The 13,657-nt window shown below is 39.8% G+C and carries 9 protein-coding genes; 3 read left to right on the top strand and 6 right to left on the bottom strand.

Features of this window, described 5'->3' with window-relative positions; all coding sequences use genetic code 11:
* Positions 1–150 precede the first annotated feature (150 nt).
* Positions 151–387 (bottom strand): CsbA family protein, encoded by a 237-nt coding sequence (locus K3G25_RS16350; protein ID WP_003151438.1) that lies wholly within the window; start codon positions 385–387, stop codon positions 151–153.
* A 300-nt stretch (positions 388–687) separates the two neighbouring features.
* Between K3G25_RS16350 and K3G25_RS16345 the strand changes: the two genes are divergently transcribed.
* From K3G25_RS16345 to K3G25_RS16335, 3 genes are all read left to right on the top strand, one after another.
* Positions 688–3,189: a PEP/pyruvate-binding domain-containing protein gene (locus K3G25_RS16345; RefSeq protein ID WP_232489409.1), complete on the top strand. Its 2,502-nt coding sequence runs from the start codon at positions 688–690 to the stop codon at positions 3,187–3,189.
* Positions 3,190–3,260: 71 nt separating this feature from the next.
* Entirely contained in the window at positions 3,261–3,884 is a 624-nt protein-coding gene (locus tag K3G25_RS16340; protein WP_017418829.1) for a TetR/AcrR family transcriptional regulator, read from the top strand.
* Positions 3,857–5,194, top strand: coding sequence for an MFS transporter (locus K3G25_RS16335; protein ID WP_014418990.1), 1,338 nt, complete (start codon positions 3,857–3,859; stop codon positions 5,192–5,194). The genes K3G25_RS16340 and K3G25_RS16335 overlap by 28 nt, the downstream gene beginning before the upstream one ends.
* A 518-nt stretch (positions 5,195–5,712) precedes the next feature.
* Here K3G25_RS16335 and K3G25_RS16330 read toward each other — a convergent pair.
* From K3G25_RS16330 to K3G25_RS16310, 5 genes are all read right to left on the bottom strand, one after another.
* A complete protein-coding gene (locus K3G25_RS16330; protein ID WP_014418991.1) occupies positions 5,713–6,450 on the bottom strand; it encodes a thioesterase II family protein in 738 nt (245 codons plus the stop codon).
* A gap of 50 nt (positions 6,451–6,500) precedes the next feature.
* Complete coding sequence (locus K3G25_RS16325; RefSeq protein ID WP_021495271.1) at positions 6,501–7,568, bottom strand: DUF3810 domain-containing protein; 1,068 nt, start codon at positions 7,566–7,568, stop codon at positions 6,501–6,503.
* A gap of 86 nt (positions 7,569–7,654) precedes the next feature.
* The gene (locus tag K3G25_RS16320; RefSeq protein WP_014418993.1) at positions 7,655–8,719 is read right to left on the bottom strand and encodes a saccharopine dehydrogenase NADP-binding domain-containing protein; all 1,065 of its coding nucleotides are present in this window, start codon (positions 8,717–8,719) and stop codon (positions 7,655–7,657) included.
* A 73-nt stretch (positions 8,720–8,792) separates the two neighbouring features.
* A complete protein-coding gene (locus K3G25_RS16315; protein WP_094296331.1) occupies positions 8,793–10,535 on the bottom strand; it encodes an ABC transporter ATP-binding protein in 1,743 nt (580 codons plus the stop codon).
* Positions 10,536–10,732: 197 nt separating this feature from the next.
* On the bottom strand, positions 10,733–13,657 hold a 2,925-nt coding region (locus K3G25_RS16310), incomplete at its 5' end, for a condensation domain-containing protein (protein WP_232489408.1).

The raw sequence follows: 13,657 nt of genomic DNA, 5'->3' as shown, positions 1-13,657 counted from the left end.
ATCTTCCTATTGATATAGTAACACAATGACGGGCAAAATCACTAAAAATACGAACTAAAGTTCGATGGTTTGTTTTTACCAAGTCAATTTTTGTATAAAAAACCTGCTTTTATGGCGTAAAAGCAGGCATTCTATTTCATATTCACCATGTCAGGCATTGTCTTTCTTTTTGTCTGCTTCTTTTTTGGCCATGTACAGCCCTCCGGCCACCAGCGATACGACATCCAATCCAACGATAAAATACGTTTCGGTGTAACCCTTTAAATAGGATGCGAAAAGCAGTGCGGCTGTGAGAGCGATCGCCACATAGTGGTTAAACGTGACGCGCGTAAAAAGGACGACCAGCATAAAAGGGAAACATAATGCAAAAACGGCTTTTGTAATCACAAAAACCCTCCTCGGGAATTCTTCATCTCATCTGATTATAGTAAAAAATGAAGAATCGGACAATCGTTCCCCTGCTATCACAATACCCTTTTTCAGCAGTCTTCAATCATCTGTCAAAAAAATTGTGAATATAAATCCATTGAACCATTAACCAGATGAATCGAATTACCTTTCTTCAGCCGAAAGGATGAGAAGGTTTAGGTCTTTGTATCTTTGACAGTTTCTTCCTCCCTCTTTACAATGTAATGATAGTGTTTACTATCATTTTCTTGGATGAGGAAAAAAAGGGGGTCATACCGCATGTATTCAGTGCGATTTCAAAAAGCGGAAGAATCGAGCCGCTCTGCAGGAGCAAAAGGAATGAACCTGATTAAACTGACGAAAAACGGGCTGCCCGTTCCCGACGGTTTCATCATTCAGACGAATGCCCTGACACGTTTTATGGAAGACAACGGGCTTCAAGCAGATCAGGAACAGATGGAGCGCGCCATTATGAACGGCACGTTTTCAAAAGAGCTTCGGGAGGAACTGACCGCTTCGTTTTATGAATTGAGAGAAACATACGCCTCTGTCGCCGTACGTTCCTCCTCCGCGTCTGAAGATCTTGAAGGCGCTTCTTTCGCTGGCCAGTACGAAACCTATTTAAATATCAAAACAGAAGAAGAGTTTCTCGGAAAAGTGAAAGAATGCTGGGCTTCCTTCTTCTCGGCGCGGGTCAGCGGTTATAAAGAGAAAATGAACAATGACACCGCAGAACCGTTAATGGGCGTTGTCGTGCAAGGGCTTATCAATTCCGAGGTTTCAGGGGTCATTTTCAGCCGCAACCCCGTCACACACGATGACGGAGAACTGATGATCAGCGCGAGCTACGGTCTCGGAGAAGCAATCGTCTCCGGCAGCGTGACGCCCGACACATTTATCGTCAATAAAGACACATTTCAGATTGAAAAAGAAATCGGCTTAAAAGAAATGTATATCGTTTCTAAAGACGAAGGCGTGACGGAAAAAGAGACGACCGCTGACATGAGAAACCGCTTCTGCCTTGATGACGAGAGCGTCAAAGAGCTTGCCATGCTGACGATAAAGACGGAAGAACTGTACGGTTATCCCGTGGATCTCGAATTCGGATTTGCCGAAAATAAGCTGTATCTGCTTCAGGCCAGGCCGATTACAACGATCGTGCAGGATCAGAAGGCGGCAGACGAAGAACGGGAATTTATCATGACGCCCCGGGATCAGAAAGATTTTTGGCTCAATATGGAGGCCAATATTGAAGGCCCCGTCAGCCCGTTATTCGCCTCACTCATTGTGCCGGCTTTGGAATACGGCCTCAAAGAGAGCACGAAGGCATTCCCTGTAATGGGCATCGAAATCGAGCGTGTCAAACTTCATCAGGGCCGTGTTTTTTCCAGACAGCATAAGACGGACGACAAGCTGCCCGCAAAACAGTTAGAAGCGCTTTTCCCCGTCTTGGCTGACCGCATGTACGATATTATTCAGGAAACCTTTCTGCCTTTTTATCAAAAGCTGGACGAACTGGCGCATACAGACCATACGCCGGAGACTGCCCTTGATGCGTTCCGAAACCTGCAAGACTTCTATTTAAAAGGATACGCAGAACATTTCAATATTGTCTTTCCGCAGGTTGCGTTAAACATGATACTGGAATCCATGTACGGACAGGTTGAGAAAGAAAACACCTCCCATCTGTACGAAATGCTGGCTGGCGTCATGAATAAGTCATTGGAGACCGACAGACAGCTCTGGCTGCTTTCCGGACAAGTAAAAGACAACCCTGAGCTGCGGCGAGTCTTTACGGTTTCTCATGCCGATGAGCTGCATCAGACGCTTCTGCAATCAAATGAGGGAAAACGCTTTCTCGAACAAGTCGGTGAATTTTTACAGGAATACGGCTGGAGATCCGTGAAAAGTCATGATCTCATTGAAGAAACTTGGGCGGAAAACCCTTATTTCGCTTTGGCCAACATTCAGAACTATGTCCGGAACGGATACGATTTTGACAGTGAATTTCATAAAACGATAGAAAAACGAAAACAGCTCTACGCCGACTTTATGGATAGAATTGAAGATGACGGCTTCCGGGAGACGTTTGACCGCTATTATCAGTGGACATTGTCTTCATCCGTCATCAAAGATGATCACCATTTTTATATTGATGCGATGCTGGACGCCAAAGCGCGCCTTTGCCTTCTGAAAATCGGCGAGCTGCTTCAAAAACAAGGCGTAATCGATGATCGGGAGGATATGTGGTACTTATACAGCGATGAAGTCGAGAAAGCGCTGGTGTCGCCGGTTCCGATGCAGGAAAAAGCCGCTGAACGAAAACAGCTCTTCCAGCAATATCAATTGCTTGAAGCCCCCGCTTATCTCGGGACTCCGACTTCGGAACAGCTGAAAACGGCTGAACAGATTACCGGCTCCATCACAGAAGATGAAAAAAACACTGAACATCAAATTTACGGACTTGCGGCGTCAAGCGGAATCGCAAGCGGCCCGGTGAAAGTCATTCGTGACGCAAGTGAATTTTCCCGTTTTTCAACAGGAGACGTGCTTGTCTGCAAAATGACGACACCGCTGTGGACCAGTCTGTTCCAGGATGCAAAGGCCGTCATTACGGACACGGGCGGCATCCTGTCACATGCAGCGATCATCGCGAGAGAATACGGGCTCCCGGCCGTTCTCGGCACACGTGCCGCGACTGACAGGCTCAACGACGGAGATATCGTCACGGTGGACGGGACAAACGGCAAGATTACGATTGTCAAACGCGCTTCATGCTAGGTTTCCCTCTTTATTGACGGGCAGGGCGGGTGTATACTTGTCCTGCCAGTATTTACGCGAGGTGAAACATGTTGAGAACGACGAACAAGAGAATTATTGACGCCGCGATGAATCTGATCATCCAAAAAGGATACCGCGCAGCGACAACAAAAGAAATCGCAGAAAAAGCAAAAGTAAGCGAAGCAACGATTTTCCGTAATTTTAAAAACAAACAAGGATTAATGAAAGCCATGATTGAACAGCAGACGCCGGCTCCGGAAAGCATGATCACCAAGGCGGAAGGCGATCTGTATGAGGATCTTCTTCATTTCGCCGCGACCCTTCTGCAGCAATTGGAACAAAAAAAAGAAGTGTTCCGCATCTGCCTGCGCGAACCGGAACTATTCGAAGACGTCCTGCAGGATATTGTCGTATATCCGCAATCCGTGAAAAAGCATTTAATCGTTTACTTTAAAGAGCTGACAAAGAAAAATATGATAAGCCCCGGCAGCGAAGAAGCTAATGCAGACGTCTTTATGACGATGATTTTCGGTTATTTTATACACCGGCTGCAGCTGGGGAAAAGAGTCATTACTCTCTCTGAGGAAACGATGCTGAAACACAGCACTGAGATTTTCATGAAAGGCATTACCGGCCGGTCATTTTCCGGCCCCAAGGAGGATGAAGGATGGGTTCAAAGAAAGAATGGGCGCTGATCGTTTCGCTTTTGCTGGGAGCCATACTCGTTCCCATCAATTCTACGATGATCGCAGTCGCCCTTTCATCCATTTCCCGCTCATTCAGCGAATCAATTGCCAGCATCACATGGGTAGTGACCGTGTATTTAATCGTAATGGCCGTGACACAGCCCATTGCCGGCAAACTCGGTGATATGTACGGAAACAAAAAAATGTATTTATGGGGCGTCGGCCTTTTTCTCATCGCATCATTGGGGTGCGCCCTCTCGCCAAGTCTTTTCTTATTGATTTTCTTCCGGGCGCTTCAGGCTGCCGGCGGCGCTTTGCTTACGCCAAACAGCATCGCCATCATCCGCCATGTCGTGTCTGAAAAACGGCTTCCGAAAGTATTCGGCTTTTTCGGCCTCGGTGCCGGTCTGGGCGCGGCTCTCGGTCCGTTTATCGGCTCTCTTTTAATTGAGAGCTTCAGCTGGCATTCGATCTTTTGGGTCAACATTCCGTTTCTTGCGATCGCACTCGTGACGGCATTAGTGATGTTTCCTAAATATAAAGAAGAAACGTCTGACGCTCCGCTTGATATCATCGGGTCCGTTTTGCTTGCCGGAAGCATTGTATCTATTATTCTTCTGACGAAAAATGAAAGCTCTTTGGGCTATTGGGTGTACGCGCTGCTCATTCTCATATTTGTTCCGCTATTTTTCAGGCGGGAGCTGCGCACGAAACATCCGATTATTGATTTTGACCTGTTTAAAAACACGACCTTTACGAGCGCCAATCTGTCGGTCCTGTTAAGCAATTTAATGATGTACGCCGTGTTATTGATTATGCCGCTCTTTATGACCGGCCACTTCAGCATGAATACGTCGCACAGCGGCATGGCGCTGTCAGTCTTTTCTGTTTTCATGTCCGCCAGCAACTGGGGCGGAGCTCAGCTGCATCAGAAATGGGGCGCGCGAAGAATGATTTTTCTGTCCTTCGGGCTGATGGCCGTAGCCAATCTCTTATTTCTGCTTTTGGTTTATTCCCATTCCGTTCCGTTTCTTATGGCATCGCTTATTGTAGGAGGCATCGCGTCAGGTGCGGGGCTGACGAGCATGCAGGTATCTTCTCTTGCGACGGTAGAACCGGGCATGTCCGGCATCGCATCCGGGATTTTTTCCACCTTCCGTTATTTCGGAAGCATTATTTCTTCAGCACTGATCGGTTTAATCTCCGGATTTCACATTCTGTTTATGATATTGATCGGCGTATCTGTGATCGGCTTGTTCGTATCACTTGGTATCAAGTCCAGGGAAACCGTTCAGACGAAAAAAAGCCATTCGGCATAACGAAAAAGGTTCCGTAAGCATCTGCTTTCCGGAACCTTTTCTAGTTTTAGAATCTTTTTATTTACAAGAGAAAAGGGGAATGTAAATGGCTGAGAGTTCCGATCAAGTTCGGCGCTGACATCGTAATCCGGCCGTGAAAAAAGCCCGGCCGCCGTGTTGTTAGCGGCACCGGGCTTAAAACTGAAAGCTTATTATTTCCAATGTTTTTTCTTAATTTTTTTCATAATTCTCCTTACTAAAACCTACCTAAAACAATTATTGAATATTACTTTTATAATTAAGCAAAATTAAGTAACAATCATTGAAGGATTCTCAGACTGATAAAATTTATTTTAAATATAATATTTCAAAACACATTCAAACTGTACAAAGAAAAGAAAGTCTAAACCAAAATCTTTTTAGATTTATAATAACACGTCTGTCGATTATCTAAATTCTACCAAAAAATGAATGCGAAAGAGAGATTCCTCTTGTACAATGTAAGTTACCACACCAACATTGACGAAACGAGGAATCTCTCATGAACAAGAATAAGTCTCTGTATCTTTAACAATAGTATTTACAATATCATTAGGATACCGATTCAAAAAAAAATGTTCTCCTTTAAACTTATGAAATTTCACATTCCCTTCAACAACTTCACTCCATTTATGCATTTCATTGATATGAGTCGAAAAATCGCTATCCGCATAAAAAACGCTTACTCCACAACTTATTTTTTCTGCTTTGGGCTGAAACTTATAATTGTCCAAAATTATAAAATCTGCTCGCAAAATCGGAAGAAACATATCCATAATCTCTTTTGTATAAAACTCCTCTGGTATTCCCCCATATTGTTCCACCTTTGTCAAGAAAGTTTCATTAGTCATATTTTCAATGTCTTCTCTCTTTTCAAAAATATGTGGAGCATCTCGCCCAGAAAAAAACAGATGCCTTGGTTCCTTAGTTCCCATTTGCTTAAGTTTATAATATATCTCATAAGTCAATAAGGCTCCCATGCTGTGTCCAAATATAACATATTCATCGTCATATTCTAATTGTTCACTTATTCTTTTGGCGATATCTTCACTTGCTTCACCAACAGACTGGTAACAAGGCTCTGTGAATCGAGTTCCTCTTCCAGCCAATTCACATATACACAATTCATATCTATCCGGCAGTAGTTTTTTCCATTCATAATATGCATTTACCGACGCTCCAGCATATGGAATAGGAAATACTTTTATTTTATTTATTTCACTCACTCCTATGTTCAACTTGAGCCCACTATCATTACTATATAAACCTATAAGTATTCAAGATACATTTAATTGTACTTCTCTATCTCTCGCTGCTCTGCCAGCAATAAATTCACCATATCACTATAGCTATTCAAACCGTCTGTCTGATTATTTGCCTTCAGATATACGTCATTTACATTTCTTGAAATACTTGAAATAACACCCTCATACTTATCCCGGTACTGCTCATTTTGTTCTATATCATGCCGCACCGCTTTGGACAGACTGGACATTATATCAGACGCCTTATCTGGATCCACTTTCTTTAGCTCAGATATAGAATAATCAAATGCCAGAAATAAACCACTGTATAGTATCATTGGATCATCCTGCTGCTTACATGCCAGATAAGCTATAAAATTAGCCTCATCCTCATGCATGAAACCACTCTGATGTGCCAATTCATGCGCCATAGTAGCAGGCACCAAAAAAACTGGCACATTAACATTGATATTGGATTCATAAGTAAAAGGGACAAAAATACCATGTATCCCTGCATGCGACATTAGTTTTGACATCACCACTGGTTTTGGTGTTGAATATGAATGCTCCAAAACAGGATATTTCTTTGATAACATTTGCATCGAGAACACTGCGTGTTGTGCATAATAATCAAAAACCTCTGGTACATGAGCCAAAAGATCAGTATCCGCTAACTTTTCCCTTGCCAATTCCATTTCAACGGCAAGCGACTTACTCAATTTGACCAGTTCCTCCTTGCTGTAGTTCTCTTCTTTATATTCGGTATAAGACAAAAAAGAATATCTGTAATAGTTTATTCCACCCAAAATAGTATAACAAAAATATATCACGCTACAGATCGTAACGATTCCTAGAGCACCACGATAAACTACCATCCTACGTGCACCTTTACTCATGATAACCTTGCGCACATAATAAACGATATAAAATAGAAAAAGTAACACAACCAACACGACGAGCCATTCACTAACAGAAAATGTGACCCAAGAAGGTACAAATCCTACTATTTTTGACAATAACGGATATACAGACCTACTGTATTTTTCCGCCCAATCCTGATGGTTCTGCGCGTATTTTGTCAGTATGTAAGCTATAACTCCAAGTGAAATCAACGGTAATCTCTTAAGTAAAAGCTTTTTTATAATGTACTCCCCCCTATCCAATAAATATCAGATGTACGCCATGTAACCTAGTCATATCATTTCTTTATTTCAACATACTTTTCCTCATAAAAATCATGCTTATTAGAAAAAACATATTGATTCATAAAATCTATAGGAAGCACTTCATAAGCCCAGTAGGTACCATTAGGTCTATTACTCGAAACAGCTTGTCGGGCGATTTCGGCAGCCACTGTACCCGTTAACTCTGAACTCGTTTCCATTTGTAAATTCAATCTGCACCTAACATTCTTTCCATCTTTCACTCCTGTAGCATCAATGACTAAAGCTATCCATTCCTCTTTAGGTTGCTCCTCTAAGCTAATGTCTAGTTTTTTCATTGCTTCTTCAACCGAAGACTCAAGTTGCATTTGATAAAATTGCATTGCCAAACGGAAAATATAATCATTTGCCGCTATATTGTACCAGTGAAGTTCTTGTACCGAACTAACTTCCAGAATATCAATGATCTCTTGACTTAAATACGGTTTCTTATAGACAGGAACATCCACTTCAGGTACAAATTCTTTCTGCATCATATTTATATTTTCCGTTTTAACACAATGATCACTCCAATAAGAGTCTGTTTTTCCAATTACACTATGGCCACTCATTAATATATCTGAGATAGAAGTTTTCGTATAATGTTCCGCACCACCAATATAACAATTCACATGCTTAGTTTCGTCTAATAAATGATTTATCACTCGTTTTAATAGCAGACCTGTAATTCCAGGACAAAAACCAGCTCCTATGTAATTTACACCGTTAGCTTTAAGCTCTAGCTTTTGCTCCTGATTCAATAATAAAGCATTGGAAGCATCAACATATTTTGCTCCTACTTTCATGGCTGCCTGAGCAACTCTATCTTTAATTACAAATTCAGGCCCTGCACAATTAATGACAACCGTACAATCAGTACAGAACGCAATCAAGTTCTCCCAGTCAGAAACATCCAGGAATTGGTAGTTAAAATTATTAAGGTTCATTAATGCTGTAGGTTCACGCCGCTGTCCGCCCTTAACAATAAAGTCTTTACATAAGTTCTTACAGATGACTTCACCGATCATTCCGCCACACCCAACAACTGCGATTTGCTCCATCCGTACGACACCCCTTTCATCTTATACAAGCATCAAAACTGTCCAAAAACTTATTTCATACAACCATTGAGATTTAAAATACAAGACTAGTTATACCTTTCTCTATTAAAAGATCATTATTATGTCTACTCAACATACTCAATGCATAAAATCTTTGTTTGGCTTCCATTAATTTATGATACGTGCCGTGTTCTTCAATTTTCCCATTATTCAATAAGACAATTTCATCATATTCACTAAGAATTGATTCATCCAGCCTATGAGTAATGGAAATTCTCGTAATGCCCTGCATTTCACTTAACATACACTCAAGGTCACTAGCTGTTTGATTGTCCAACGCTGAAGTCGCCTCGTCCATAAGTAATATAGGTGATTTTCTCAGGAGTGCTCTTGCTATAGAAATTCTCTGTTTTTCCCCACCTGAAAAATGGATTCCATTTTCTCCACATAATACATCAAAGCCGCCTCTGTCATGAATCAATTTCTGTAACATACTCTTCTTTATGACTTGCTCAAACTCATCTGTGTCACATTCACGAAACAATTTAATATTTTGTTCAATCGTATCATCAAAGATAAAACAGTCCTGATGAATAAAACTAACATTTTGGAACATGGACTGATCACTTATTTTCTCAAGATCAACCCCGTCATACCTGATATTTCCTTCATACCCATCATAAAACCCAGTCAACATCTTTAATAAGGTTGTCTTTCCACTCCCACTTGTTCCTACAATGGCATAAGACTTTCCATATTCAAATTCAAAATTAATATCATCTAAGATTTTTTTTCCATCTACGCTTAACGAAAGCCCATTTAGAGAAATTTTATTACTGAATTTAGGGATATCAATTCTTTGAGTTTGATCCGTTTTTGCCTCTCCAATTTTATTGAAATTCATTAATAAAGCCCGACTGGCCTGCCTTTTGGTAAAACCGGTTATGAGTCTATTAATGGGAACTGTTACGCAATTTAACAATTGAATAAAAGCCATAATCTCTCCTACTGTAATTTCTCCTTTCATTAGCTGCTGAGTACCCACAATAAATATGACTACAGCAACAAGAAAAGTTGAAATATCAGTAAGTGACATAATGAGTGACAACAGATTTTCGTATACCATTTTTGCTTTTTCCTGCTTGTTCGCCTTTGCCTTTGCCCTTTCAAAAATCTCCTTTTCGATGTTAAAGCTCTTAACAACCTGATTTCCAGACAATATATCTTTAATGAAAGATACATAATTTTTATTTTGCTCAGCCACTTCACCTTGTGCTTTTTGCATACGATTATTAAATATACTCGAAACTGCAAGTGGAATGATACAAGTGAGTAATATACTCAATGCAAGGAATGAATTAATGATAAACATCGCAAGCACTCCGCCTACAAGCATAGCTAGCTGAACAAATATTTCCACGGTCCCTTTTATATAATCGTTTTGAATTATCGTTATATCATTTGACAATCGTGATATGTAGGTTCCATTACTCTCCTTGTTGAAACTTCTCATATCTAACCGCAAAATATTTTCAACAAGGGTATTTTTCAGGTTTAACGTTGCCCTTTTTGTATATAAATTTTTAACAGCATACCCCACATACATTCCCACTGCACCTAAAGGCAATAAAATAACGGAAACAGTAGTCACCTTAAAGATATTGTCAATATCTTTATTAATAGAATAATCAATAAACTTTTGTAGTATAATTGCCAATGCAATAAACAGAATAGATGTCATGATACCAAGTAAGCAGGACAAAATAAATAAGCCTATATTCTTTTTGTATATGCTTTTTGAAATTTTTTCATTCATACTATAAGCCCCCCTTCTTGTTTCTAATTTCATTTAGAGCATGTCTAATTTACACTCCAATTGTTTATTGCTAGATCATGTGCATATTTCAGATATGTTGGGTGGGACCGCGAGCATATGCACATGATCCGGCATCATATGTCTTTTTATGACCCCTCCACCCGCATAGCGGGTGGTTTTACGGGTAAGATCCAACATTAAATATTCTTCATGACATCATTAAGGAGCTCTTCTTCAATTGTAATGCCTGTAATGCGAGCAATTAGAGTACTATTTTGAATGTAAAAGTGCATGCTAACTCCAAAATCTTCAGACTCTATAATCTGTGTTTGTAAAAACATCTTCTCAAGTGATATGTCATCTCTACTTGCAAACTTATCAAGGACTCCCTGATAATTAATGATTGGAATGCGATGGGACATTTCATTAAAACCGTACTTTTGTGCTATAAGAAACAACTTTTCTGTAATTGCAGATTGATTAATACTCGATTTTTCTGATGTTGATAAAAGCTGTTTTTGCGTTTTACTTTTCCTATCATAAATTGAATAATCTAAATTTAAAGTTAGCCCCAACATTTCCTTATTGAATTCATCTCTGTTATGTGTCAAAACAGAAACAGGGATGTTATTTAATTCTTCAGGTAAGTCACTATACATAAGCCTTGATATAAATTCTACTGCTGTATTAATGGGTTGTTCGCTAAATTTCTGATATTGTAACTCATTTAGTTTTACATGAATTTCTGTAGACCTCTTAGTGTCTCGTCGAGAGACCAAATCAGCTGATTGTTTAGCAGCTTCAATATACTCTTCCATGTTAGACTCTTGAGCATCAGGAATTTCCAGTTCGTCAACTTTCTTTTTAATCATTTTGCAATATTCTATGAAAGAATAGTTATAGGGAGTGGTAAGTCTGTTGTTCAAAGTTTCATGAAGCATAACCTTAAACAAATCTTGTGAGACTCCATCCCATATTAAATGATGAATTGCACTAAGTACTAAGCAATGGTCTGCATCTATTTCTACGATTAAAAATCTAGATAACAGCTTATCATCAGTTAGAAAACTCATTTCATTCACAATTTCTTTAAATTGTTCTGCAGATAATTCTAAGGTTCCTTTCACTACTGGAATTTCCCACTCATCTGAATAATCGTATTCTTCTAAATAGGTCATTTTTTGATTTAATTTCGTTCTTAATGCCCCATGCCTGGAAATTATTCCTCTGAGTGATAAAGAAGCGTTCTCTGCCGTTCCTTCTATTGTTATGATTTCAGTAATAATTTCTGTATCCGGTCGCAAGAAGTCCTCATGTCCTGTCAATACAGGACATTCTAAAGTAGAACGTGTTTTAATATAGTTATCTCCATAATAATTCAACTGTTTTTGTATCATGCACTTTAGATCGCCATCACGGTTATCACCAATTAATGTTTCATCTAATGGCATTTTTACTGTTCCTTTTCTGGTTAAACACGTTTTGACAACATCCTTAATTGCTCTTTCATATGCCAATACCAATGTTTGAGCATCCTCGTCAGTATACAATCCAGTATCATATATGATGTCAAATTCAAGTTGCCCATTTAAAACAGCCCCATTTAGAGACAATCCCATTCCTGATGAATTTTTTTCTGACATACTTCTTCCTAATGGCATTCCCGACATGGATATTCCTTCAATTCTGTCTATCTCGTTATCCAATTCTCCAAGATAATTGAATGTTATTGCTGCGCTCATCTCAAGTCCGCTATGCTCACCAAGATATCTCAAAACTCCATATCCAATTCCATGATTAGGGACCTGTTTCAATGTTTGTTTTGTCTCCAAAATGCTTTCTTCAACAGTATCTTTTGTCTCCAAAATAATAGGATATACACTTGTAAACCAACCAACTGTACGATCGATGGCGATCTCTCTATCTATTGTCTCTCTCCCGTGACCTTCCATTTCTATGGTTAGGTACTTAGAGTTTCTCCATTCTTTTACTGCAATGGTCAGCGATGCCAGTAACAAGTCGTTTATTTCTGTTTTATATGTCTTTCCAGCTTCGAGCAACAGCTTTTTCGTCGTTTCAGAGTCCACTTTCACTACTTTATTTTTATATTGACCACTTGCTGTTTGTGTACTCTTGAATGTCTCAGTACTATTTGATTTATCCGATATATTTTTCCAGTATGCTATTTCATCTGAAAGCACTTCACTCTTAGCATATTGTGTTAAAGCATTCGCCCATTCCTTGTACGAAGCCGTTTTCATTGGCAGCGTGATTTTACCTGTCTCTTGTATTTGTCGATATCCACTAAATAAATCCTCCAGCAGAATTCTCCATGATACACCGTCTATGACCAGATGATGTACACAAATTAGTAAATGATCTCCACTGTCTGAATGGAACAGCCCTACTTTTACTAAAGGCCCGGTGGCTAGGTCTATGCTTGCCTGTAATTTATCGCTGGCATACTCTATCTCTTTCGATACATCTTGCACTTTTGTATAATCTTTTTCATACCAATCATATAGCTTGCTTTCCTCTGTAGACAGCGTGATTTGACGTTGTCCGTCATATACATTTCTTAAAGCGTCATGATGTTTAATGATTTCAGTAATTGCTGTCTTTAAACTAGGTATGTCAAATGGCTCATCACTTCTTAACATTAAGGCCTGATTATAATGATTAGGTACGACGTGATTCTTATTGAAAAATTCTAGTTGTATAGGGGTTAATGGACTTTCCCCATTGATTTCTCCCTGTTCGTATACTTGATTTACTTCTCCCATTTGAATATTTTCCCCAATCTTTCTTGGGGTCTGCTGATACATTAATGCGGCGAAAGAAAGCTTATAACCTTTTTCCCGTAACTTCGAAACGGCCTTAATCGCTTTAATAGAATCTCCGCCAAGTTCAAAGAAACTGTCTTCTATTCCGACTGGAGATATTCCTAAGATTTCTTCAAATATGTCCGTAATGACTTTCTCTGTTTTAGTTCTTGGTGGCATATATTCCTGTCCTGCTAATGCATTTAGTTCTGGCAGTGCTTTTGCATCCAGCTTCCCATTTGGAGTCAGTGGCAAGGCATCAATCTGCATCATAAAGCCAGGTAACATATACTCAGGCAG

The sequence above is a fragment of the Bacillus sp. FCW2 genome, assembly GCF_021228595.1.
GTDB lineage: Bacteria > Bacillota > Bacilli > Bacillales > Bacillaceae > Bacillus > Bacillus velezensis.
The sequence above is the reverse complement of the archived record's forward strand: the minus strand, read 5'-3'. Positions and strand labels throughout refer to the sequence as shown.

Bases quoted from the DNA above. Each gene is read 5' to 3' on its own strand.
- K3G25_RS16320 (WP_014418993.1), bottom strand. From the start codon at position 8,719: ATGGAGCAAATCGCAGTTGTTGGGTGTGGCGGAATGATCGGTGAAGTC.
- K3G25_RS16315 (WP_094296331.1), bottom strand. From the start codon at position 10,535: ATGAATGAAAAAATTTCAAAAAGCATATACAAAAAGAATATAGGCTTA.
- K3G25_RS16335 (WP_014418990.1), top strand. From the start codon at position 3,857: ATGGGTTCAAAGAAAGAATGGGCGCTGATCGTTTCGCTTTTGCTGGGA.
- K3G25_RS16345 (WP_232489409.1), top strand. From the start codon at position 688: ATGTATTCAGTGCGATTTCAAAAAGCGGAAGAATCGAGCCGCTCTGCA.